The sequence below is a fragment of the Paenibacillus brevis genome, from assembly GCF_018919145.1.
Taxonomy (GTDB): domain Bacteria; phylum Bacillota; class Bacilli; order Paenibacillales; family Paenibacillaceae; genus Fontibacillus; species Fontibacillus brevis.
On sequence record NZ_JAHLQJ010000004.1, the window covers coordinates 23,670 to 44,531 of the forward strand.

A 20,862-nucleotide genomic window follows, 5' to 3' on the forward strand; every position below is an offset into this window, starting at 1 on the left:
TATCCTCTCCATTTCCTAATGCACATAGATTGCTTCGGCCGTCTGCGCCTGCTCTCTGTTCGGGAGCAGCCCCGTTACAAGACAGCTCAGCCGTTGATTGACCGGATCGCGCTCAATGCGCCCCTTCACGCCGAACACTTCGCCAAGGGATTGTTCGGTAATCGTATCTTCCGGTGACCCGCTGGCGTGTACCTTTCCCTTGCTCATCATCATGATTTCGTCGGAATAAGCCGCCGCATGATTCATATCGTGCAAGACCATGATGATGGTCATGCCATGTTTTCGATTAATATCGGAAATCAGTTCCATGATCTCCCACTGATGGCTGACATCCAGATAGGTTGTCGGCTCATCAAGCAGCAAAAGGCGCGGCTTTTGCGCCAGCGCCAACGCGATCCACACCCGCTGGCGTTCCCCGCCGGATAAGGCGGACAGCTTGCGGTCGGCAAACATCCAAGTCCCTGTCTGTGCCAGAGCCCAATCGACGATGGCCTCATCCTCCTTGCGCTGACCGGCCCAAGGCGGTTTATGAGGAAAGCGCCCATAGCCGACCAAGGTTCTCACCGTCATGTCCGGCAGCTTATCCTGACTTTGCTGCAGCATGGATAACTGACGGGCCAGACTTCGCCTGGAATAGCCTTCAAGCGGCTTCCCTTCCAGCAAAATCGAGCCCCCTGCCGTCTTTAATTGACCGGAGATCGCCTTCAGCAAGGTGCTTTTGCCGCATCCGTTCGGACCGATAATGCTGTAGATCTTCCCCTCCTCCGCCTGCCAATCCAGACGGTCGATCACGCATCGGTTGTGGTAATTGACAGAAACCTGATCCAGCAGCAATGCTGTCATTCTCCTTCCCTCCTTAGCAAATACAGAAAGAACGGAGCGCCAAGCGCTCCCAGTATAATTCCGACAGGCAGCTCGATCGGTGCGAACATCAGACGAGCCAAGGTATCACAGACGGTGACCACCGCGGCGCCGAGCAGCGCCGAGGCGGGCAGCAGCAGCCGATAGTCGCTTCCGATCAGCAGCCGGGCGGAATGCGGCACAATCAGACCCACAAAGCCGAGCAGACCCACCACGCTGACGGCGCTGGCGGCCAACAAAGTCGCTACAGCCGTCAATACCAGGCGGGTAGTCTCTACCTTGAGGCCAAGGCCGCGCGCATTGGAATCTCCAAGGGAGAGCAGATTTAAATGCACGGAGCCGGCCAAGGCCAGCGCCACTCCAGCGAAGGAATACGGAAGCATCATCTGCAGTTCCGGCCAGCTTTTGGCAGCCAGCCCGCCAACGAGAAATACAAGCGCTCCGTTGACACGGTCGCTATAAAAGGTAAGCAGCGCGGAAATGCCGGAGCCTAGAAAAGCGGACACCGCCACCCCCGCGAGAATGATGCGGACCGGTTGGACGCCCTGCTTCCAGGCCAGCAAATAGATGATAGCAGCTGCCAACGAGGCGCCGGCAAATGCAGCCGGCGTAAGCAGGGGCCAAGCTTGCGGAAATAAAATAAGGATGATGATGCCAAGCAGCCCTGCCCCCGAAGAAACGCCAATAATATGGGGATCAGCCAACGGATTGCGCATGACCCCCTGCAGAATGGCTCCGGACAAGGCCAGATTCACGCCGACCAAGGCCGCTACCAGCGTGCGGGGCAGACGGATGCTCCAGATCACTTCTTTCATCGGTCCGTCAAACCCGTGAAACAAATACCTCCAAATATCCTCCAGCGAAATCGAAACGGCTCCGGTTCCGATGCTAAACGCAATCCCTGCTGCTGCCGCAATTGCCATGGCGGCTAATACGAAGACGCCTCTCGGAGCGGATACCCGTTTGATGTCAGTTTTCATTGCCATACACGTCAGGATATACAAGCTCCGCCAGATACTCGACCGACTCGTTTAGCCGAAAGCCCGGATTCGAAAGCAGCAGATCCGAGGGCAAGATGGCCATGCGCTTTTCCTTGACCGCACGCAGCGAAGCCCATGCCGGTTGGTTGGACAGATCGCTTTCGACTTTCTTCTCTCCATCTTCGCGGGCTCCGTGGATAAGAACAAAGACATAATCCGGGTCCATCTCTACGATCTTTTCCAAGCTGAACGGGGCGGTAGACGGGCTCTTTTGCGATGCCTCCAGCGCAGCAGCTACATTTTTCATATGCAGCATTTCCGCGACCTCGATTCCCACCGTATTTTCCCGCTGCACGCTAATGCTGCTCGGCGTGACGTTCAGCATAATGAAGGTAGGCGCCTGATCTGCGGGCACCTTGTCCGTCAAATCGCCGATCTGCTTCTCCAGCTTTGCCAGCGCTTCGTTCGCTTGCGGCTCCGTACCGGCCAGCTTGCCGAACAGCTGGGCCTTTTCCTTCAAATCGTCATAGGTGCTGAGCGTGAAGAGAGCAAAGGGAACCTCACTGGCCTCCAGAACGTTTACCAGCTCACGATGGAACGAAGTAGAGCCGATTACCAGATCCGGCTTCAAGGACAGCAGCTTTTCCGTATTCACGGTGGTCATGCCGCCGACATCCTCAATCGTCTTCGCTTTCTCCGGAATGGTTCCTCCCGTTGAGGTAGCCTTAGCTATAGCGGTACCGTCGACCGCATACAGCAGATCCAGCAATTGCGGGGAGAGCACGACGATTTTCTGCGGCTGTGCCTGAAGTGTAACCTCGCGATCGGCATCATCCGTAAACGATAGAAAAGTCTCATCCTGAGTCTCTTCCGTCACGGATGAAGACTCCGTCGTTTCCTCCGCAGACGCCGGAGCGCTTGCTTCCTGCTTTTCCGCCGCAGTGTCAGCGGCAGGCGATGAAGCACACCCCGTTGCCACCGCCAGCATCAGACCTCCTAAAAGAATAAGTGTTGTTTTTTTTAATGAACGCATCGTTTTCTTCCTCCTCCATGAAGTTAAAGCGTAATTATTACTATTTATAGATATGAAATTAGAATTTAGGGAGCGGGTCGTTCAATGCACGCCAGTTGCTTGCCATTTCATCCTCTGTCAACAAGGCCTCGTCAAGCGTGCGGGTAATCTTTTCCCTATCCAGCCCGACGCCGATAAATACAAGCTTGGTTACCCGGTCTCCCCATTGCTCGTCCCAATCCGGAGATTTGACAAATTCATCTCCAAAGTAGGCAAGACGTTCTTCCTCCGACAAGGCGGCAACCCATAGCCCCGCAGGTGAAAGCTGCCTGGAAACACCGGCCTGACTAAATGAGACCGCCAGATGATTGCGCGTGGCAATCCACATGATCCCCTTGGACCGCACAACCTCCTTCGGCCAGCTTCCAAGCCATTGCAGCAGTCTTTCTGGATGGAAAGGCTTCTTTCTGCTATACACAAAAGAGGATATGCCGTACTCCTCGGTTTCCGGGGTGTGATGCTCCTTTTGCAGCTCTTGAATCCATCCGGCCGACCGGCTCGCCGCTTCAAAATCAAACAAATGCGTATTCAGAATCTCCTTCGGATCTATCTGGCCGTGACTGGCACGGATGATTTTCGCCCGTGGCTGCAGGCTCCGCAGGGCCGTTTCCAGCTTGACCAGTTCGTCTTCGCTGACCATGTCGCATTTGTTCATGATCAGCACATCGCAGAACTCCACCTGATCGATCAACAGATGGACGACGCCCCGGGTATCTCCCTCTCCTGCTTCCTGGCTGCGGTCCTGCAAGGTCTCCCGGGTATTGTAGTCCTTCCAGAAATGGTAAGCATCCACGACGGTTACCATGCAATCCAGACGGGTCAGCCTAGACAGGTCGATGCCCTGCTCCTCATCCACATAAGTAAAGGTCTGAGCCACGGGCAAAGGCTCTCCAATCCCCGTCGATTCGATCAGTATGTAATCGAACCTGTTATCCCTGGCCAGGCGCTCCACCTCTTGAAGCAAATCATCACGAAGCGTACAGCATATGCAGCCGTTGGACATTTCAATAAGCTTTTCTTCTGTGCGGCTTAAGCCTCCGCCCTCCCGGATCAATCCGGCATCGATGTTCACCTCGCTCAAGTCGTTGACGATCACCGCAACCTTCAGTCCCTCCCGATTGTTCAGCACATGGTTCAGAATGGTTGTTTTCCCGGCACCCAGATAACCGCTTAACACCGTTACCGGAATTTTCTTTTCTTCTCCAGCCAGCACGCTCATGCTTCACCCAACTCCTATCCTTATTTGTTGTCAGCTTTAGGTCTGTATTCCGAATGCGCATCCTCCAGATGCTTTCGGGATAGAGAACCGTCCTCCATGATGGCCTTTCGTTTGGCTTTGAGAACGATTTGTTCCATATCGGCGAAGCTGCAGCCCGCGAGCAGGCTTAGTGCCGCTTCGTGAATCGGTCCGTCCAGCTCGAAGCCATCCAGCAGCAATGAAATAAATTCAGTTCTTCCTGCATCGTCCGGCATACAGTAATTCATCTTCGTATCAAAGCGGCGCCAGATCGCCTGATCCAGTTCTTCCTCCAGATTGGTGGCTGCGATGAAGATGCTGTTCCCTTCAAATTCGTCCAGGGACTGCAGCAAGGTATTGACAACCCTGGCCATTTCCTTGACTTCATCATTATTGTCCCTCGTTCTTCCAATCGCATCGAACTCATCCAGGAACAGAACGCATGGTGTTGTCTTGGCATAGTCGAATATTTTGCGGACATTGCTTCCGGTCTCTCCCAGATGGCTATGGATCATCGAATCCAGCCTGACCAAAATCAAAGGGAGCTCCAGGCGTGCGGCGATATAAAAGGCTGTCAGTGTCTTTCCTGTGCCGGGAGGGCCGAACATGACGATCTTGTTGGGAATCGGCACATCATACTGCTCGAATCTTTCCTTCAAGCCGATGATGGAGATGAATTCCTCGACAATCTGGCGGTTAACAGGCGAGAATACGATTCGTTTTACTTTCTTGCTGCACTCTTTAGGCGTATAAAAGGTCGCCATGTCGGTCCCCTTGGACCGTGGAAGCCGGTGGTTTACATTGTTTTTACTCATTCATGGATGCTCCTCTTACTCTTAGTCAGAATGTTTCAGCCCAGTCGCCAGAGGGCCAGAAGATCCCCTCAGGATCCAGTTCGACCTGCTCAAGCTGCCGTTCAAAGTCCGGACTGGGTGCAATGGATTTGACGGGTACCCAGTCATGGCTCGCATTTTGGGCGTATACGTTCCACTGATTGCGCTCCAGACGAAATTGCACGATAGCCGTACTAAGCCATTGCCGTCCGTGGAAATGGGGCCGCTCCTCAAAGAGAATCATTGCTTTCCCGTCCCATACGTATTTTAAACGCACGGAAGACCGGACCTCCTTCGGAACCTTCGCTTCAAAGTAGCCGTTCAAGATAGCTTCCAATCTTCGAATCGTAAATTCGTCCATATTAACACCAACACCCCATATCACGCCTGTAATTTGCTAAGCTAGATATTAAATCGTAATTTTTACGATGTGAATAGTATACTGATCACTTCTTTGTGTGTCAACCGTTTATCTTGTTGTTATTTGTATTTGTTACGATTAAAATAGAACAGGAACATTATCATTCATCGAAGGGACTTATATACAGTCATGTCATTGCTTGCATTGAACTTTTCATCCGAACTCCTAACGTTCAAAACGATATTCATCAGCATATTTCTGGAAGCACTTCCGTTCATTCTGCTGGGCGTGATCTCATCCTCCCTGCTGCAAATGTTCGTATCCGAGGAATTCATCGCACGGATGGTACCAAAGAACCCTTTACTCGGCATTTTGTTTGCCTGCTTCTTCGGCGTGCTCTTTCCGATCTGTGAATGCGGTATGGTTCCGGTCATTCGCCGACTGATTGCCAAAGGAATGCCTGTCTATATCGCCGCCGTATTTATTATGAGCGGACCGATCCTGAACCCGATTGTCTTCTTTGCTACCTACACCGCCTTTCGCAGCCGCCCCGAGATCCTTTACTCACGGATGGGATTGGCTCTGGTGGTCGCGCTCGTCGCGGGTCTTCTCATTTACCGCTTCATTCGTTATAATCCGCTTCGTCTAAGCATGGAGACCCTGTATGATGAAGGAGCTGGAAGCAGCACGCATCCCCCGGGTACCGGAAAGGTCACCTCGATGTTCATGCATATGACCAGCGAATTTTTTGAGATGAGCAAATACCTTACCCTTGGCGCTTTGATCACCGCCCTGATCCACACCTTTGTAAATACGGGACAACTGGCGGCCTACGGGAACGGTCCGATCTCCTCTCATATGCTGATGGCCGGATTTGCTTACATACTCTCGATCTGCTCCACCTCGGATGCCTTTGTGGCCTCCTCCTTTGTAAGCACCTTTTCGGCCGGCTCGCTGATTACCTTCCTGGTGCTTGGGCCGATGCTTGATCTGAAGAGCACACTTATGCTGCTGTCTGTATTCAAGACAAAATTTGTTGCCGCCTTGAGCGTAATTATCATATTGATTGTTCTGGCATTCAGCATTGGATGGGATCAGCTATTTTTAAAATCTTTCTCGTAAAGGAGTGCCTTCCATGAAAAATCAGCAGCGGACTACCGTGCTCCATCATGCAGCCAGAACCGTTATTCTGCTAGGCTTGGCTGTGTATATTGCGTTTCTGGTCGAAAGTGATACGCTTCAGCTGTATATCGGCATTCGTATTCGGCCGCTTGTCAAAATCTCGTCCATTGTCGTCTATGCCCTGGCCGTTATTCAGGGCTTTATCGCCTATAGAGCTTATCGGGGCTCCATTATCGAATGCGACTGCTGCAGCGGCACCAAGGAGAAATCCTGGTTCCAATCCGGCTTCCTGTACGCCATGCTTGCTCTGCCGCTCCTGCTTGGATTCTTGCTGCCCGATACCGTGCTTGGCGGCTCCTTTGCCAGCAAGAAAGGCATGATTTTGGGTGCATCTACAGCCCCCAATTTGGGCGATATGTACGCGCAGCAGCAGGCCGCTATTTCAGGCGAAGCTGCCGTTAACATCTCAGACGATGCTGCTGGCAACAATTCAAACGCTGCTGCCGGTAACGCTGAGGGTTCCGCAAACCATGAGAGCTCCGATACCTCCCTTTCGGCGGATAGTGAAGAGAACGCTTCGGGCGAATCAATAGCCACAGACGGAGCCTCCGGGATATCTGCCGATCCCATATTCATTGGCGCGGATGCCTTCGAACAGGAGTTGGCCGTATTGGCTGAGCGTCTGTACGCCCAGCCGGTCATCGAGGTCAAGACCGACATTTATATGGAGATCCTTACTACCATTGTCACCTTCCAGGAGCAGTTTGCAGGCAAAGAAATCGAGCTGACCGGATTCGTGTACCGGGAAAAAAATCTGGACAAAAACCAGCTTGTCGTTGGACGAATCGCCGTGCAGTGCTGTACCGCCGACGCGACTCCTTATGGCGTGTTGACCGAGTTCCCCGAGGCCTCCGGGTTTGCCGACGACACCTGGGTCCGGCTGAAGGGAACCCTCGGTCAGACGCAATACAACGGAAACACCATCATTAAAGTGGATGTGACTGAATCCGAAGTCATACCTGCACCGGACAATCCATATATTTACCCTAACTTTGATTTTCTGGATGTCAGTATCCCATGATGATCAAAGGACTTGAAGGATAAGGAGGAGCCTATGAAGACACCTGTTATTGTCATCTCCGGCTTTTTGGGAAGCGGCAAGACCACGCTGCTGCTTGAGCTGATCCAAGAGATGCACCGCCGGAAGCTGAAGCCGGCCATTCTGATGAATGAACTCGGCAAAGCGGATGTGGACGGTATGATCCTGTCCCAGACTGCCGGGGATATCCCGCTGGAAAAACTGTTCGACGGCTGTATATGCTGCAGCAAGAAATCGGAAATATCCGGATCGATCCAGGGACTGCTTGCGCTGGCTCCCGATGTCATTCTGGTCGAGCTGACCGGCGTGGCCAATCCCGAGGAAGTCGTCGATGCGATGGCTGAGCCCGATCTGCTTGACAAGGTGATGCTGCACAACATCGTCACGGTCATTGATGCGGAGCATGTGCTGGACTATAACAGTATTTTTGCCTCCGACAAACAGCTCGTTCACACCCTGCGGCGCCAATTGGATGTAGCGGATGTGATCGTCGTTAATAAGCAGGACCTGGTCTCAGATCACCATCTGTCAAAGGTCGAGCGTCTGGTCAGAAAGCATAATGAGCAAGCTGCTATTTTTTATGCCGTACAGGCCAAAATCGAGCTTGAAAGTGTGCTGCGGGGTCTGACTCCCTTGCGCCTCAAGGCCAAAGCATCCAGTCCGTTCAAGGTTATCTCGGCACCGCACCAGTCTTCGGAACATCAAGGCCGTTCCGGCTCCCGGCATGGGCACGGTGATGGACAAAAGCACAGGCATGATTATAGTCACGGGCATGGACATAATCACGATCATAATCACGATCATGAGCATCGCTCCTTCTCCCGGGTCCAGACCATCTATATTCCGATTAGCAGCGAAAGCCCCTTTTCCCTGAAAAAGCTGGAGAAGCTGCTGAAAAACCAGGGGAGCCACGTGCTCCGCGTCAAAGGATATGTCTCCCTGAGCGGTGCTTCCCATGCCGAGGCGTCGTTGATCCAGTTTTCAGGAAAGCAGCTCCGCCATGAGCGCACGACGTATAATGGGCCGCATTATCTGGTCGTCATCGGTTATGATCTGGACGAACACGAACTGCTTGATGCTTGGCGTTCTATCGGTTGAAATGAAAACAGCGCAACCCATTCGGAACGGTTTGCGCTGTTTTTTTGTATTGCATAGCAGGATAAGCTGATCTCAACTAGTATTTGTGTGATTTTTCGTATAAAAACTCTCTGCACCTCACTCACTCTTTTCAGCTAACTCCTCTCACTACAGAACTGCGTAAGAACTACATGCTCCCAAAGAGAGAAGGCTGATAAACTACCGGCTCAACTTACTGCTATCGAATTGATAGAGAGGAAGGTGCTAGCTCGTTTACTTGCAAGGGAGGTGCCGCGAGCCGCGCTACATTTCCCAGCCCTCCGCCGTCTGGCGGATAGCCATGAACCGCCGGTAGATGCCTTCTTGCGTGATAAGCTCCTCATGTTTACCCCGTTGTACAATCCGGCCCTCGTCAAGAACAAGAATCTGATCCGCATTCCGGATCGTGGCAAGCCGGTGAGCGATGATGACGATGGTCTTGCCATGCACCAGCGCGCTGATTGCCTGCTGGATGGCCTGTTCATTTTCCGGGTCCACGCTGGCCGTCGCCTCGTCCAGAATGACGATCGGCGCATCCTTCAACATGGCTCTGGCAATGGAAATACGCTGCTTTTCACCTCCGGAGAGCGTGGAGCCGCCGTCACCGATCACCGTCTCGTAGCCGCTTGGAAGAGCCATAATAAACTCATGGCAGCAGGCCTTCTTCGCCGCCTCCTCAACCTCCTCGAAGCTGGCCTCTGGCCTACCAAAACGAATATTGTTCAGAATCGTATCCTGGAACAAATAGACCTTCTGGAACACCATGCTGATATGCTGAAGCAGGCTGTCGCCGTGAATTTCGCTGACATCGATGCCTCCAACCGATACGCTGCCCCGGTCCGCCGGGTAAAACTTGGCGATCAGACGGCAAATCGTCGATTTCCCGCTGCCTGAAGGCCCGACAATAGCCGTTGTCGTATTTTGCGGAATAACGAACGAGATATCCTTCAATACGTCCCGCTGGTCATCATACGCAAAGCTCACCTCCCGGAACGAAATATCGTAAGCCGATAACGCAAGATCCCGGCTATTCCGATCGCTCCCTTCCGCTTGCTCGATATCCTCCAGCTTGTCCAGTGTCACATCGATCACTTCCAGCACATGAGCAGCATTGTTAACCGACTCGACATGCCCGAAAATGACGAAGGAAAAGATCGACATCATAAGCATGGTCGGCAAATCCATCACTCCCCGGGCGGCAAGCAGGGCAGATACGGCTACGATTCCTACCGAGGCTGCCTTAAGCGCGAATTGATGAAGCGTATTATAAGGGACGTAATTTTTCTCGATTTTAATATTGATCTCCTTGCTCATTTGAAAAGCGCGGCGAACTCCTTCCCTGGAGACGCCATCCTGCTTGAACGCCTTGACCGTCGGCATCCCCCGAATATACTCGATCGCAGCTGAGACCATATTATCCTGGGCCTGCTGATGAACCGGCGCGTTTTTGCGGCTTTGCAAGCCCAGCAGCTTGAGAAATAAGGCGGATAGCAGGATACCCGCCAACGCAACCAGGGCAACCGGAAGACTGTAAAAAGCAAGGCAAATCACCAGGGTCAAAGCGCTGATATAACCATTCACCACCACATCGATCATCTTCATTCCCAGCATCTCGATGAACGACAGATCCGTCGTTACCGCCGAAGCGATTTCACCCGCATTCTTCTTATCGAAAAAGCCGAGCGGCACCTGCTTCAAAATACCGCCGATTCGGATTCTTTGCTCCGCAGTCACCTCATAGCCGACACTCTCCTGCGCCACGGCTCGCAAGTAGGCAAACCAGAACCGCCCGGCCACCGCAGCAACCATAAAGACAGCCATGCCGCCAACCCACCAGGAGGACAGTTCCGCCTCTCCCCGGTGATCCGCCAGGATGAGATTCAGTCCGTGAGCGGCCCCCATAATCGGAAGCGCCGTGAAGATCGTATGAAAGAATGAATAGACAAAGCCAAGATACAGCCGTTTTCTCCGGTCACCGCTCCATTTCACAATACGCCCTAGAGATTTAAGCATGATCCATCCCCACTTCCATCTCATGATTGGCTGCCCAATGCTTGGCTCCGATATGGGCTTCCCACATTTTTCGATATAAGCCGGAGGATGCTAGCAGCTCGTCATGAGTGCCGCTCTCCGCAATCCGTCCCTTCTCCATGACGACGATCCGGTCCGCATGCTTGACAGTCGACAGCCTATGCGCGATCACAAGCAGGGTCTTCCCACGGGTCAGGGCTGCAATCGATCTTTGCAGCTTATCCTCGTTCTCCGGATCGGTAAATGCGGTAGCCTCGTCGAGAATCACTACCGGGGCATCCTTCAGAATCGCCCTGGCAATCGCGATCCGCTGCTTCTCTCCGCCGGATAGCTTCCCTCCGGCTTCCCCGGCGGAAGTATCGTATCCGTGTTCCAGCTTGCCGATAAAGCCATCGCAGCAGGCTGCTTTGGCCGCAGCAATAACCTCCTCATCCGCAGCATGTGGATTGCCGAGCCGGATGTTCTCCATCAGCGAACAATGGAAAAGGAAATTGTCCTGGGTCACGAAGCTCACATGCTCAGCGAGTTGGGACAAGGGAAGCTGCTTGATATTGATGCCTCCTACCCGGATTTCACCTGCACCGACATCCCAAAACCGGGCGATTAGCCTGGCCACTGTCGATTTGCCGCTCCCGGACGGCCCAACCAGGGCGGTAAAGCTTCCCTCCTTCAGCTTGAGGCTGAAATCCCTGAGCGCTTCATGGCAGGTCCCACTATTCTCCTCCCCGTTCTGATCTGCATCATATGAAAAGGACACCCGGTCAAGCTCGATATCATAAGAAGGCAAGCTTACACGCTCCACCGCGTCGTCCAGGCTTTTCAGATGTAAAAAACCGTAAGCATCCTTTACCGCATATTCGATCGTTTTAGCATCGTTCACGAATACCGTAAAGCTGGTAAGCGGCGCCACGATACCCAAAGACAAGATCAGGCACATCGTCAGCTCCGCCGGGCTCAGGGAGCCGTTGAGGTACAGAAGCATTCCGACGGGCATCGTGCCGAGCAAGGTGGACGGCAAGACAGCTCCGCCGAAATTCATCAGCTTCCAGGTGCTTCTGAACCAGCTTAACGTGTAATCCTTGAATGATTCGACCGCTTTCTCGTATTTTTCGTAGGATGCTGCCGACTGATTAAACGCCTTGATCACTTCGATCCCTTCAATGTACTCCACGATCACGCCGTTGACCCGGTTGCCGGATTCCATATAATCGGCATACTGCCGGTTGAACGCCCGCATCATTACGGCGTAAGCTACTGCGGCAATCGGTACGGTGATCAGTGACGCCAGCGCCATCCGCCAGTCGATCACCAGCAAATAGACAAATACACCTATAGGCAGCAGCAAATTGGATATTCCCTCAGGAATCAGATGGGCGAGCGGAAGCTCAATCGTCTCCACGCGATCGATAATCACGCTTTTCAGCTTGCCCACACTTTGATTGAGCACCGTACCCAGCGGAGCGGACATCCATTTATCGGCAATCCGGAGCCTCATGCGCTCCAGGATATTGTAAGCAAGCTGATGGGCCATCGTGGTGGATACCGCATGGAACGCCAGCTTGGCCGCATATCCCGCCAGACATACGAACGTCCAGAACCAGATGCCCTGCTCCAATTCGTTCGTTCCGAAAAATAAAACGATCATATGATACACGCCCGCATAAGGGACGAGACCGCATGCCACGCTAAGCACCGCGCACAGAACCGATACACTCAGCTGGCGCCGGCTTCCGGCCGTAAAGGAAAGGACGATCCCCAGCCAATTTTTCTCCCTCACGTCTACTCCTCCTCATTCCTGTTTCATTTCCCCCTTGCAAAAAAGGGATGGCCGGCAGCCGCCGACCATCCCCATCTTATAAATTTGCACCCGTATCCTCCACTCCAAAAAGCATCGATTCACTCCATCCGGACAACCGATTTACGATACTCCTGCGGCGACGCACCCATTAGCGCTTTGAAGGCGGAGGCAAATTTGCTGGCATTATCGTACCCCACCTCGGCCGCGATGCTTGCAACGCTATCCCCGCTTTGACGGAGCAGCGCCGCGGCGGCCTGAATGCGGTATGAACGCATGTAAGCATAGATGGAGGTGCCGTAGACTGCTTTAAAGCATTCTTTTAAGGAGGTCGCCGGGATTCCGAACCGGGAAGACAGCTGTTCCGTCGTGAAGCGCTTGTCCAGGTTTTCCGCCAGATAACCCATGACGGCCTTAACCGCTTCCGCCCGTTTTTTCGGAATATAGGCACGCTCCGTTTCTTCCGCCGGCACATCCACTGCGCTCAAGAACAACAGCAACTCCAGCACCTTGACCTTAAAGTAATCCATCTTGATTTTTCCGGGAACCGTATAAAGCTCAGAGAAAATATGCTGTATAGACTCATCTGCACGCATCACAAAGATTCTCCCTCCGCGGCAAAACTTATCCCGCAAGCCCGGTAAATCGACGGACAGTCCTCCTAGCGCGGTCGAAAGGGTGCTGAGGGCTTCCTCCATATATACCGCTACCGTTATCCCTTGATAATGGCCGAGCGGAAAAGCGAAACCTCCCGCATGATTCTCCCGCGTGCCGATCTGCAAATCTCTTTCTCCCAGGTAGAGACAGGAGCCGGGGTTCAGGTTCCACTCGATGCGCCCCTCCCGGCAATGATCGATGGCAAGCATCTCTACTTCCGGCCGAAATTCCGAAATACACCCCTGTGTACGAAAATGATTGTACAGCAAATCAATACCGGGGAGTACCCGATAGCGCGTCATGCTTCCTTCCCCTGCCGCATCTTTCATCTTATACACCGTACAGTGTTCACCCGCCGCGCTGATAGCAACATTGCTTCCGTAGAACAATTCTCCGCTTCCCATCGCTATCCCGCCTGCAGCGTCTGCATTAACCGGATCACCTCGGGATAATGGGCAGCCGACACCGGATGCTCGGTCTCCAGTCCATGATCCTTGAAGAACAGCAGCCGCTGACAAGCGCCATACACCAGTTCGTAATCATGCGTGATGACCAGTACCGTAACCCCGGATGCGGCAATCTCGCGAATCAGCTTCACCACGCGGCGCATATTTTCCCCGTCCAGCCCGGAGGTCGGCTCGTCCAGAATCAGAATGTCCGGCCGATTCATCAACCCGACGGCAAACGTAACGCGCTGCTTCTGCCCGCCCGACAAGGAGGCCGGATGCCGGTCGCGAACCTCCCATAAATCCAGACGCCGGAGCAGCGACTCCGCACGCTCCGCTGCGTCTGCCTCCCGCTCATGACCGAGCATCAGCTCGTTCCAGACACTGTCCGAGAACAGCTGGTAATCGCTGTCCTGCATGACGAACCACAGCTTGCCGAGCCGCTCCTTCGCCGCCGCCCGGCTTCCGTTGATCAGAATTTCTCCGGCCGCCTCTCGCAGCAGGCCGCACAAGGTTTTGGCCAAGGTCGTCTTCCCTGCACCGTTAGGCCCCGTAATGGCGGTCACCTCACCGATTTTCAGCGAAAAGCTGATATCCTTCAGGATTGCAGGCTTGAATTTTCCCGGCGAGATGGTGACGCCCCGCAAGGTCATCCGTTCCTGCGGCCTGCCCTCCTTCGAATCAAGGCCGAAGGAGACGGGGCGCTTGACGACCGGAGATCTTAGCCCGTATGCCTCCAATTTCTCATCGGGCAAGGCAAGCAGTTCCTCCGGCATCCACTCCGCCTCGATTTTGCCGTCCCGCATATAGATGACCCGGTCCGCCAGCGGCAGCAAATAGTAGAGCCGGTGCTCGGCGATAAGCAGTGTCTTGCCTTCCGACTTCAGCCCGGCAAGAATGTCCGCCAGTTGTCCCGTCGCAGCCATATCCAGATTGGCTGAAGGCTCATCCATCACGAAGATTTCCGGATCGGTTACCCTTGCGGAAGCGACAGCTACCTTTTGCTTTTCGCCGCTGGATAGCTTGTGCACCTCGCTCAGAAGCAAAGGCGTTAAACCGCTTTCCGCCGCCAGGCCCTTCACCTTCAGGCGAATATCCTCTGGCTCCATTCCGTAATTCTCTCCGCCAAAGGCAATCTCATCCTGGACGATCGAGGTGAAAAATTGGCTGCGGGAATCCTGAAACACGCTTCCGACCATCCGTCCGAAGCTCCACGGTTCTATCTCTTCAATAGGCTTCCCCCGGAGCAGCACCGAGCCGTTCAGCCGTCCTTCATAGAAGCTTGGAATCAAGCCGTTCACCAGACGGGTAAGGGTCGTCTTTCCGCTGCCCGAGGGCCCTGTAAGGATCACGAACTCCCCTTCGTACAGGGTCAGATCAATATGCTTTAATTGCTCCTGGGCGTTATTGTATTGGAAAGAAACATCTTTCATTTCAATGACGGCTTGCATCCGTGTCATAGAGCTCCCCCTCCCCCTTTAACGAGTACCGCAACCAGTAAGCCGATATAGGCGATCGTTAGAACAGCATCCCGCCAACCCAGCGAGATCTGGTAAATGCTTGTTTTTCGGCCAGGGTGATCAATGCCTTTTGTCGTCGCAGAGGCAGCCAATTCATCCGAAATCTTCAAGCTTCTCATCATGAGAGGAACGATCGTATATTCAAACGTGCTTAGCGGCCTGAGCCAGTTTTTTGGCGAGACAACCGATACTCCCCGCAATCTCGCCGAAATCTGAATCGCCTCATACTCCAGCTTCATCACAGGCATAAAGCGGAAGCTGACCGCGAGCGTGACCAATAGGCCCATCGGCAGTCCGATCTTTCGCAGCGAAGCGATCAATTTTCCGGAAGGAACCCGGGCTAACGCCAAGGCGCTCATGAGAACAGGGATAAAACGCAGGCCCAGGAAAGTCAGGAATCGAAAAATAGTCATGATTTCCAGGGAAGAGATCGAAACCCAGATTTGCAGAAGATACAAGGCCAGAGCAGCGAGCAAATATTGGGCGGTCTGCTTGTAGATTCCTTGCGCGAACAAATACAAGGCGACAACAAGTATAATCCAGGGAATCACACTAAAATCCGCTATAAAGACGGCAACACTGGTAAGCAACACGATCATCAGTTGAGTGCGCGGGTCCGCCTCGATCAAAATTTTCATTATTTTACACGCCACCCGTCCGTATTTTGCTGCAGGCTCCATAAGCGGGCATACAATCCCTGTTTGTCCAGCAATTCGGTATGGGTTCCTTTCTCGACCAGCTGTCCCTGCTCCAGCACGATAATTTGATCTGCATGCTGAATTGTTTTCAGGCGGTGAGCAATCAAAATGACCGTTTTGCCGTCAACCAGCTCGTTGATGGCCTGCTGAACCGCCGATTCGTTCTCAGGGTCAAGGGAAGCCGTCGCTTCATCCAGCAGCACGATCGATGCATTTTTCAGCAGCGCCCGGGCAATGGAAATCCGCTGCTTCTCCCCTCCCGACAGTGTAGATCCGCCTTCTCCGATCGGCGTATCATAGCCTTGCGGCAGTCTCGATATAAACTCATGGCAGCACGCCCGTCTGGCCGCTTCCTCGATCTCCTGCTGGGTTGCGTCCATCTTGCCGATGCGAATATTATTGCCGATCGTATCCTGGAACAGATAGACATCCTGGAATACCATCGATATATCCTCCAGCAAGCTCGCCGGATCCATCGCTTTGATATCCCGGCCGCCAATCCGAATCTCCCCTTCCTGAACATCCCAGAAGCGGGCCAGCAAGCGGGTTACCGTGCTCTTACCGCTGCCGGAAGGCCCGACAAGGGCGGTAATGGTGTTCGGTTCGATCCGGAAGGACAGCTCCTTAAGCACCGGCTTGTCGGCATCATATCCAAAGGTGACCCGATCGAATTCGATCGGCGCATGCGGCCGGGCGGCTTCCGTTCCTTGCAGCGGCTGTTCCTGCTGAACATCCATGATCCGCTGGGCACTGTAAGCTGAATACCGCATCTCCCCATAGTTCATCAGCACGACGGTCAGCGGCTCGAACACCTTGGTTCCTACCAGCAGGAACAAGAGAAAGACAGGCAGCGATAAGGTTCCTCCCACCAGCAGGTAGCTGCCCGCAAAAATCATCAGTGTCATGCCGGAGCGCGTAAGGAGCATCGCTCCCATAATCATCGGGCCCATGATTCCCTCCAAAGAAATCGAAGCCCGCTTCAAATGATCGAAGGATTGACGAAGACGCTCAAAGCGTTTCCCGCCGATATTGTGCGCCTTGATTTCCCGGATTCCTGCCAAATATTCCTGCAGCCGACTGGCTGCTTCATTTTTCGCTTTGACGTGATTTTCGCTTAACCGGGCCTGAACCGAATCCGTAAGCCACAGCAATAACGCCCCGAAAGGAATGGCAACGAACATCGCGAGCGCCATACGCCAATCCAGAAAGAGCAGGCCGCCCAAAGCGAGAACCGGCAGCATAATCGCGCTGATCAACTGCGGAACATTGTGTGAAATCGTATGCTCGACCTGTCCGTAATCTCCGAGAAGCAAATTGGTGATGTCCCCTGGATCCCGTCTTCCGAAGAAACCAAGGGACAGATGACGGATATGCTCGGCCAGGGATAGCCGGCCCGAGGCCGCCAGGCTGTAAGCCGCTTTATAAGTTTTGTCGTAAAGCGACGTATAAGCGGCATATTCCACTGCCAGCCATACAAGCAAAACTACGCTAACTGTCCACAAGCGGCCGATATTCAGCCCTGTCTCCGGCTCCGCAAAGGCACGGTATATTGTATTGAAAATATCGACCAGCAGCGCCGCGGGAACGATCTTGGCAATTCCGTCAAGCAGAGCAGCCACGCTGGAAGGCAACAGACTTCGGGTATTCCCGCCCGAAATATTGTAAAAGTATCTATTCATGCCCTGCCCCCCCTTTGACTTCAACCCGGCCGGATAAACCCTCTCCCGCACCCAATTTCCAGGATGCGGCGCTAATATGGGCTTGCCACATTTGCTCGTACAGGCCGCCCCTGCCGCGCAGCTCGTCATGCGTGCCGCGTTCGACGATTTCTCCCTGGTTCACGACCAGAATTTGCTCCGCCCCGCGGATGGTGGATAGTCTGTGTGCAATGATCAGCACCGTTTTTCCCTTCACCAGTTCAACCAGGCCTTGCTGGATTTTATGTTCGTTTTCCGCATCGGCATAAGCCGTCGCTTCGTCCAGCACCAGAATCGGCGCATCTTTGAGCAAAGCCCGGGCGATGGCGATCCGCTGTGCTTCTCCGCCGGAGAGATAGGTGCCGCCCTCTCCGATTTTCGTATCGTAGCCTTGCGGAAGCAGCTCGATAAACTCGTGGCAGCAGGCGGTCTTCGCCGCTTTAATCACTTCTTCCCGGGTGGCTTTCGTGTTACCCATCCGGATATTTTCCTCGATCGTGTCGTAGAAGAGGTGCACATCCTGGAAGACGAAGGAAACGGCGTCCATCAGCTTCTCCGTCCCCATCTCGCGGATCGGGACACCGCCGATCGTGATCGCTCCTTCCTGAACATCCCAGAAACGAAGCAGCAGGTTCGCGATGGTCGACTTTCCGCCCCCCGACGGCCCGACAAGCGCCGTCATCTCCCCTGCCTTGGCGGTAAAGCTGATCCCGTTCAAGACCTGCTTGTAATCCTTGCTGTCCTTGTTCTCATAAGCAAAAGCCACGCGTTCGAAGGATACGTCGTAAGCGTCAGGCATCCGCGGCACAGCGGGCTCCTCCGTAACGGGCTCGGCGAACACGGCTTCGATGCGTCTGTTGCCTTCCACGATTTCGCGCAGCCCGCCTCCCAGATAAAGCAGCTTCATCAAAGGTGCCGACAAGCTTGGCGTCACGACAAGAAACAGGATGAAGGTAATCGCAAACGCCTGATTCCCCGGGTTGCCGCTGAACAGCAAAATACCCGCCGGAACGGCAAAGGTAAACAAGGAGCCGATAATCACATAAAACAAACTATATGAGGATTTGCATAAGTCCGTAATCCGCAAGGAAATATCCCGATAACGGTCAACGGCTTGCTTGAAGGTCAGGAAAGAATCAGCCGAAATTCCGAACACCTTCACGGCCGGCATGCCTCTGACGTATTCCACACCCGTTGCGTTCATCTCTTCCACCGCATATTGAAAATCGCGATAGGCTTTTTGTCCATTCTCGCTGCCGTACATGCGCGCCTGAAGCCAAAAGCCGATCCCGATCGGCAGCAGCAACACCAGCGCCAGCCGCCAATCAAGCCAGAACAGATAGGCGAGCATCAGCAGTGGAATCACGACGGCGCTGACGAGGTCGGGCAACTGGTGGGCGATAAATTTCTCGATTTTTTCCACGCTGACTTCAATAATCTTTTTCAATTCGCCGGTGGCCGTTTTCGTATGGTAGCCCATAGGCACCTTGGCGACATGCTCGGACAAGCGTACCCGCAACTGATACAGAATATTGAAGGCCGCGATATGAGAGCACATCCCGCCGATATATAATGCGATCAAGGCGGCAGCCAACGCGGCAAAGGCGATCATTCCCCAAAACAAAATCAGTTCCTTATCGATAGACCCCGGAGTTCTTGCATTCAGCAGCAGCTCCTCGATAATCTTGTATACAGCCGCAAACGGTACAATCTGCAGCAAGCTGGAAAGGACGGAAAACAGACTGGCCGTGATCAGAAGGATTTTCTTCTCTCCGGCGATTTTAATCAGTCCCGTCATTTCGGATTTGGCTTCCATGTTCCATTCCCCGCCTTCATTCCCCGATTTATTGGAGCAATCCCGACTTCAGGAAGTGCTTCCGAAGCAACTTTGCAGCAAGCAGGCTGCCCAGCAAAGTCAATACAAACGAAAAGACCATGCTGCCGGCGATCCAGAACGGGGAATAGGCAAAATACAACATCCGCTCCCTCATGTCCGCAGCATACATCGCTTCAAGGTAATCGCTGCCGTATACATACACCGTCACGTAAGCCCCCAAGCCGAACAACGCGCCGTAAGCGGCATAGGCCAAGGCCTGCCGGGAAATTCGGCGATATTGGCTTCCGTCGCCGGCAAGCAATACCGCTTCACCGATCAAGCCCGCCACGGCGAAGAAGGCCAGCATCAGGGGAACTCCCATGATCGTATAGATCAGCCCCGTTACAATCGCCATGAGCAGCAATACGCCGCGCTTCCCAACCTTCATTGCCATCACTAAGTAGACCGTAGCCGAGAAGAAGAGGCAAACGCCGGAAATCAGTGGCATGGCGGAAGTCGCCATGACCGGCGTAAGCGCAAAGCCTACAATTGCATTTACCACATAAATCAAAATGCTGAAAATCCCGATAAGTATGTAATCCTTGGTACGAAGTCCTTTTTTCATCTAAAGCTATCTCCTCTCATTGTTTGATTGATAATGATTATTATTATCAATTAGAGTTTCTTATTTATCAAGTTTTTTTTCGATATGTCATAGAACCGTCTTTTAAGTAAGAAGCGGAGCATACGTACGGAAGGAAACTCTTCTGGATCTGGTCCCTTTGTACGCTTGCCCCGCTATCCCTTACCAGCTTGCTTTTTTTACGCCGGGAATTTGCCCTTTGTGGGCAAGCTCGCGAAATACGATCCGGGATACTTTGAATTTGCTGAGATATCCCTTGGGCCGCCCCGATACGGAGCAGCGGTTGTGAAGACGGGTCGGCGAGGAATCGCGAGGCAGCTTTTGCAGGGCCTCATAATCACCGGTTTCTTTCAGCTTTCTGCGCTTCTCGGCGTACTTTTCCACCAGCGCTTGTCTTTTCAATTCCTTGACGACCTTCGATTTCTTGGCCATGCTTAATCCTCCTTTGGCCTGCGGCTGCAATCTCCGCATAGTCCATAGATTTCAAATTTATGAGACCGGATCACAAATCCATCAGGCGGATGAATCCCCTGATCTACCGGACAGAAATCCAGCGGGTATGTCTTATGGCAGGACTGGCAAATAAAATGATGGTGGTGATGGTCCGGGCCGCATCTCAGCTTGAACCGCACACCGTCGGGAAAGTCGAATTGCTCGATCAGATTGATCTGCACGAGCAGACGAAGATTGCGATACACGGTGTCATAGCTGACACCCGGGATATGCCTGGAAATATGGGTGTGAACCTGCCGCGGCAGTACAAAGCCTCTGGAGCTGGAGAACAGCTCGGCGATTAATCTGCGCTGTACGGTAATCCGAAGCCCTTCCGCCTCCATCCCGCTAATGATGCTCTCCGCCGGGTTCTCCATCTCTCCCCA

The 20,862-nt window shown here is 53.4% G+C and carries 19 protein-coding genes; 3 read left to right on the forward strand and 16 right to left on the reverse strand.

Annotated features, from left to right (window positions below):
- Positions 1–15: 15 nt before the first annotated feature.
- From KQJ23_RS05500 to KQJ23_RS05525, 6 genes are read right to left on the reverse strand one after another with little or no spacing between them, the layout of a single operon-like run.
- Positions 16–843 carry an ABC transporter ATP-binding protein gene (locus KQJ23_RS05500; RefSeq protein WP_216477692.1) on the reverse strand — a complete coding sequence of 276 codons (828 nt, stop codon included), beginning with the start codon at positions 841–843 and terminating at the stop codon, positions 16–18.
- On the reverse strand, positions 840–1,847 hold the full coding sequence (locus KQJ23_RS05505; RefSeq protein WP_249529526.1) for a FecCD family ABC transporter permease: 1,008 nt from the start codon (positions 1,845–1,847) through the stop codon (positions 840–842). The genes KQJ23_RS05500 and KQJ23_RS05505 overlap by 4 nt, the downstream gene beginning before the upstream one ends.
- Entirely contained in the window at positions 1,831–2,874 is a 1,044-nt protein-coding gene (locus KQJ23_RS05510; RefSeq protein ID WP_216477693.1) for an ABC transporter substrate-binding protein, read from the reverse strand. Before KQJ23_RS05510 ends, KQJ23_RS05505 begins: the two co-directional genes overlap by 17 nt.
- 58 nt (positions 2,875–2,932) lie before the next feature.
- Positions 2,933–4,132 carry a GTP-binding protein gene (locus KQJ23_RS05515; RefSeq protein ID WP_216477694.1) on the reverse strand — a complete coding sequence of 400 codons (1,200 nt, stop codon included), beginning with the start codon at positions 4,130–4,132 and terminating at the stop codon, positions 2,933–2,935.
- A gap of 20 nt (positions 4,133–4,152) precedes the next feature.
- Positions 4,153–4,965 carry an AAA family ATPase gene (locus KQJ23_RS05520; protein WP_216477695.1) on the reverse strand — a complete coding sequence of 271 codons (813 nt, stop codon included), beginning with the start codon at positions 4,963–4,965 and terminating at the stop codon, positions 4,153–4,155.
- Positions 4,966–4,990: 25 nt separating this feature from the next.
- Positions 4,991–5,344, reverse strand: coding sequence for a DUF3024 domain-containing protein (locus tag KQJ23_RS05525; RefSeq protein WP_216477696.1), 354 nt, complete (start codon positions 5,342–5,344; stop codon positions 4,991–4,993).
- Positions 5,345–5,548: 204 nt separating this feature from the next.
- Here KQJ23_RS05525 and KQJ23_RS05530 point away from each other — a divergent pair, with 204 nt between their 5' ends.
- The 3 genes from KQJ23_RS05530 to KQJ23_RS05540 are packed head-to-tail and all read left to right on the forward strand — an operon-like array spanning position 5,549 to position 8,663.
- On the forward strand, positions 5,549–6,466 hold the full coding sequence (locus KQJ23_RS05530; RefSeq protein WP_249529527.1) for a permease: 918 nt from the start codon (positions 5,549–5,551) through the stop codon (positions 6,464–6,466).
- Between the two features lie 13 nt (positions 6,467–6,479).
- Positions 6,480–7,547 (forward strand): TIGR03943 family putative permease subunit, encoded by a 1,068-nt coding sequence (locus KQJ23_RS05535; protein ID WP_216477698.1) that lies wholly within the window; start codon positions 6,480–6,482, stop codon positions 7,545–7,547.
- Between the two features lie 33 nt (positions 7,548–7,580).
- Positions 7,581–8,663, forward strand: a complete 1,083-nt coding sequence (locus KQJ23_RS05540; protein WP_216477699.1) for a CobW family GTP-binding protein — start codon at positions 7,581–7,583, stop codon at positions 8,661–8,663.
- 282 nt (positions 8,664–8,945) lie between these two features.
- Here the strand turns inward: KQJ23_RS05540 and KQJ23_RS05545 are convergent, their stop codons facing one another.
- The 10 genes from KQJ23_RS05545 to KQJ23_RS05590 form a co-directional block, all read right to left on the reverse strand.
- A complete protein-coding gene (locus KQJ23_RS05545) occupies positions 8,946–10,718 on the reverse strand; it encodes an ABC transporter ATP-binding protein (RefSeq protein ID WP_430522281.1) in 1,773 nt (590 codons plus the stop codon).
- Positions 10,687–12,489: an ABC transporter ATP-binding protein gene (locus KQJ23_RS05550; protein WP_216477700.1), complete on the reverse strand. Its 1,803-nt coding sequence runs from the start codon at positions 12,487–12,489 to the stop codon at positions 10,687–10,689. Before KQJ23_RS05550 ends, KQJ23_RS05545 begins: the two co-directional genes overlap by 32 nt.
- A gap of 119 nt (positions 12,490–12,608) precedes the next feature.
- Entirely contained in the window at positions 12,609–13,568 is a 960-nt protein-coding gene (locus tag KQJ23_RS05555) for a helix-turn-helix domain-containing protein (protein ID WP_216477701.1), read from the reverse strand.
- Positions 13,569–13,570: 2 nt separating this feature from the next.
- Positions 13,571–15,070, reverse strand: a complete 1,500-nt coding sequence (locus KQJ23_RS05560; RefSeq protein ID WP_249529528.1) for an ABC transporter ATP-binding protein — start codon at positions 15,068–15,070, stop codon at positions 13,571–13,573.
- Complete coding sequence (locus KQJ23_RS05565) at positions 15,067–15,768, reverse strand: energy-coupling factor transporter transmembrane component T (protein WP_249529529.1); 702 nt, start codon at positions 15,766–15,768, stop codon at positions 15,067–15,069. The genes KQJ23_RS05560 and KQJ23_RS05565 overlap by 4 nt, the downstream gene beginning before the upstream one ends.
- On the reverse strand, positions 15,768–17,507 hold the full coding sequence (locus tag KQJ23_RS05570; RefSeq protein WP_216477703.1) for an ABC transporter ATP-binding protein: 1,740 nt from the start codon (positions 17,505–17,507) through the stop codon (positions 15,768–15,770). The genes KQJ23_RS05565 and KQJ23_RS05570 overlap by 1 nt, the downstream gene beginning before the upstream one ends.
- Positions 17,500–19,341 (reverse strand): ABC transporter ATP-binding protein, encoded by a 1,842-nt coding sequence (locus tag KQJ23_RS05575; protein WP_216477704.1) that lies wholly within the window; start codon positions 19,339–19,341, stop codon positions 17,500–17,502. Before KQJ23_RS05575 ends, KQJ23_RS05570 begins: the two co-directional genes overlap by 8 nt.
- A gap of 28 nt (positions 19,342–19,369) precedes the next feature.
- Complete coding sequence (locus KQJ23_RS05580; protein ID WP_216477705.1) at positions 19,370–19,966, reverse strand: MptD family putative ECF transporter S component; 597 nt, start codon at positions 19,964–19,966, stop codon at positions 19,370–19,372.
- A 180-nt stretch (positions 19,967–20,146) separates the two neighbouring features.
- Positions 20,147–20,416, reverse strand: a complete 270-nt coding sequence (gene rpsN, locus KQJ23_RS05585; RefSeq protein ID WP_216477706.1) for a 30S ribosomal protein S14 — start codon at positions 20,414–20,416, stop codon at positions 20,147–20,149.
- A 2-nt stretch (positions 20,417–20,418) separates the two neighbouring features.
- Positions 20,419–20,853: a Fur family transcriptional regulator gene (locus KQJ23_RS05590; protein ID WP_216477707.1), complete on the reverse strand. Its 435-nt coding sequence runs from the start codon at positions 20,851–20,853 to the stop codon at positions 20,419–20,421.
- Positions 20,854–20,862 lie beyond the last annotated feature (9 nt).

Excerpts from the sequence above, each read along its gene's own strand:
- KQJ23_RS05500 (WP_216477692.1), bottom strand. The coding sequence starts at position 843 with ATGACAGCATTGCTGCTGGATCAGGTTTCTGTCAATTACCACAACCGA.
- KQJ23_RS05505 (WP_249529526.1), bottom strand. The coding sequence starts at position 1,847 with ATGGCAATGAAAACTGACATCAAACGGGTATCCGCTCCGAGAGGCGTC.
- KQJ23_RS05510 (WP_216477693.1), bottom strand. The coding sequence starts at position 2,874 with ATGCGTTCATTAAAAAAAACAACACTTATTCTTTTAGGAGGTCTGATG.
- KQJ23_RS05515 (WP_216477694.1), bottom strand. The coding sequence starts at position 4,132 with ATGAGCGTGCTGGCTGGAGAAGAAAAGAAAATTCCGGTAACGGTGTTA.
- KQJ23_RS05520 (WP_216477695.1), bottom strand. The coding sequence starts at position 4,965 with ATGAGTAAAAACAATGTAAACCACCGGCTTCCACGGTCCAAGGGGACC.
- KQJ23_RS05525 (WP_216477696.1), bottom strand. The coding sequence starts at position 5,344 with ATGGACGAATTTACGATTCGAAGATTGGAAGCTATCTTGAACGGCTAC.
- KQJ23_RS05535 (WP_216477698.1), top strand. The coding sequence starts at position 6,480 with ATGAAAAATCAGCAGCGGACTACCGTGCTCCATCATGCAGCCAGAACC.
- KQJ23_RS05540 (WP_216477699.1), top strand. The coding sequence starts at position 7,581 with ATGAAGACACCTGTTATTGTCATCTCCGGCTTTTTGGGAAGCGGCAAG.
- KQJ23_RS05545 (WP_430522281.1), bottom strand. The coding sequence starts at position 10,718 with ATGAGATGGAAGTGGGGATGGATCATGCTTAAATCTCTAGGGCGTATT.
- KQJ23_RS05555 (WP_216477701.1), bottom strand. The coding sequence starts at position 13,568 with ATGGGAAGCGGAGAATTGTTCTACGGAAGCAATGTTGCTATCAGCGCG.
- KQJ23_RS05560 (WP_249529528.1), bottom strand. The coding sequence starts at position 15,070 with ATGACACGGATGCAAGCCGTCATTGAAATGAAAGATGTTTCTTTCCAA.
- KQJ23_RS05565 (WP_249529529.1), bottom strand. The coding sequence starts at position 15,768 with ATGAAAATTTTGATCGAGGCGGACCCGCGCACTCAACTGATGATCGTG.
- KQJ23_RS05570 (WP_216477703.1), bottom strand. The coding sequence starts at position 17,507 with ATGAATAGATACTTTTACAATATTTCGGGCGGGAATACCCGAAGTCTG.
- KQJ23_RS05575 (WP_216477704.1), bottom strand. The coding sequence starts at position 19,341 with ATGGAAGCCAAATCCGAAATGACGGGACTGATTAAAATCGCCGGAGAG.
- KQJ23_RS05580 (WP_216477705.1), bottom strand. The coding sequence starts at position 19,966 with ATGAAAAAAGGACTTCGTACCAAGGATTACATACTTATCGGGATTTTC.
- rpsN (WP_216477706.1), bottom strand. The coding sequence starts at position 20,416 with ATGGCCAAGAAATCGAAGGTCGTCAAGGAATTGAAAAGACAAGCGCTG.
- KQJ23_RS05590 (WP_216477707.1), bottom strand. The coding sequence starts at position 20,853 with ATGGAGAACCCGGCGGAGAGCATCATTAGCGGGATGGAGGCGGAAGGG.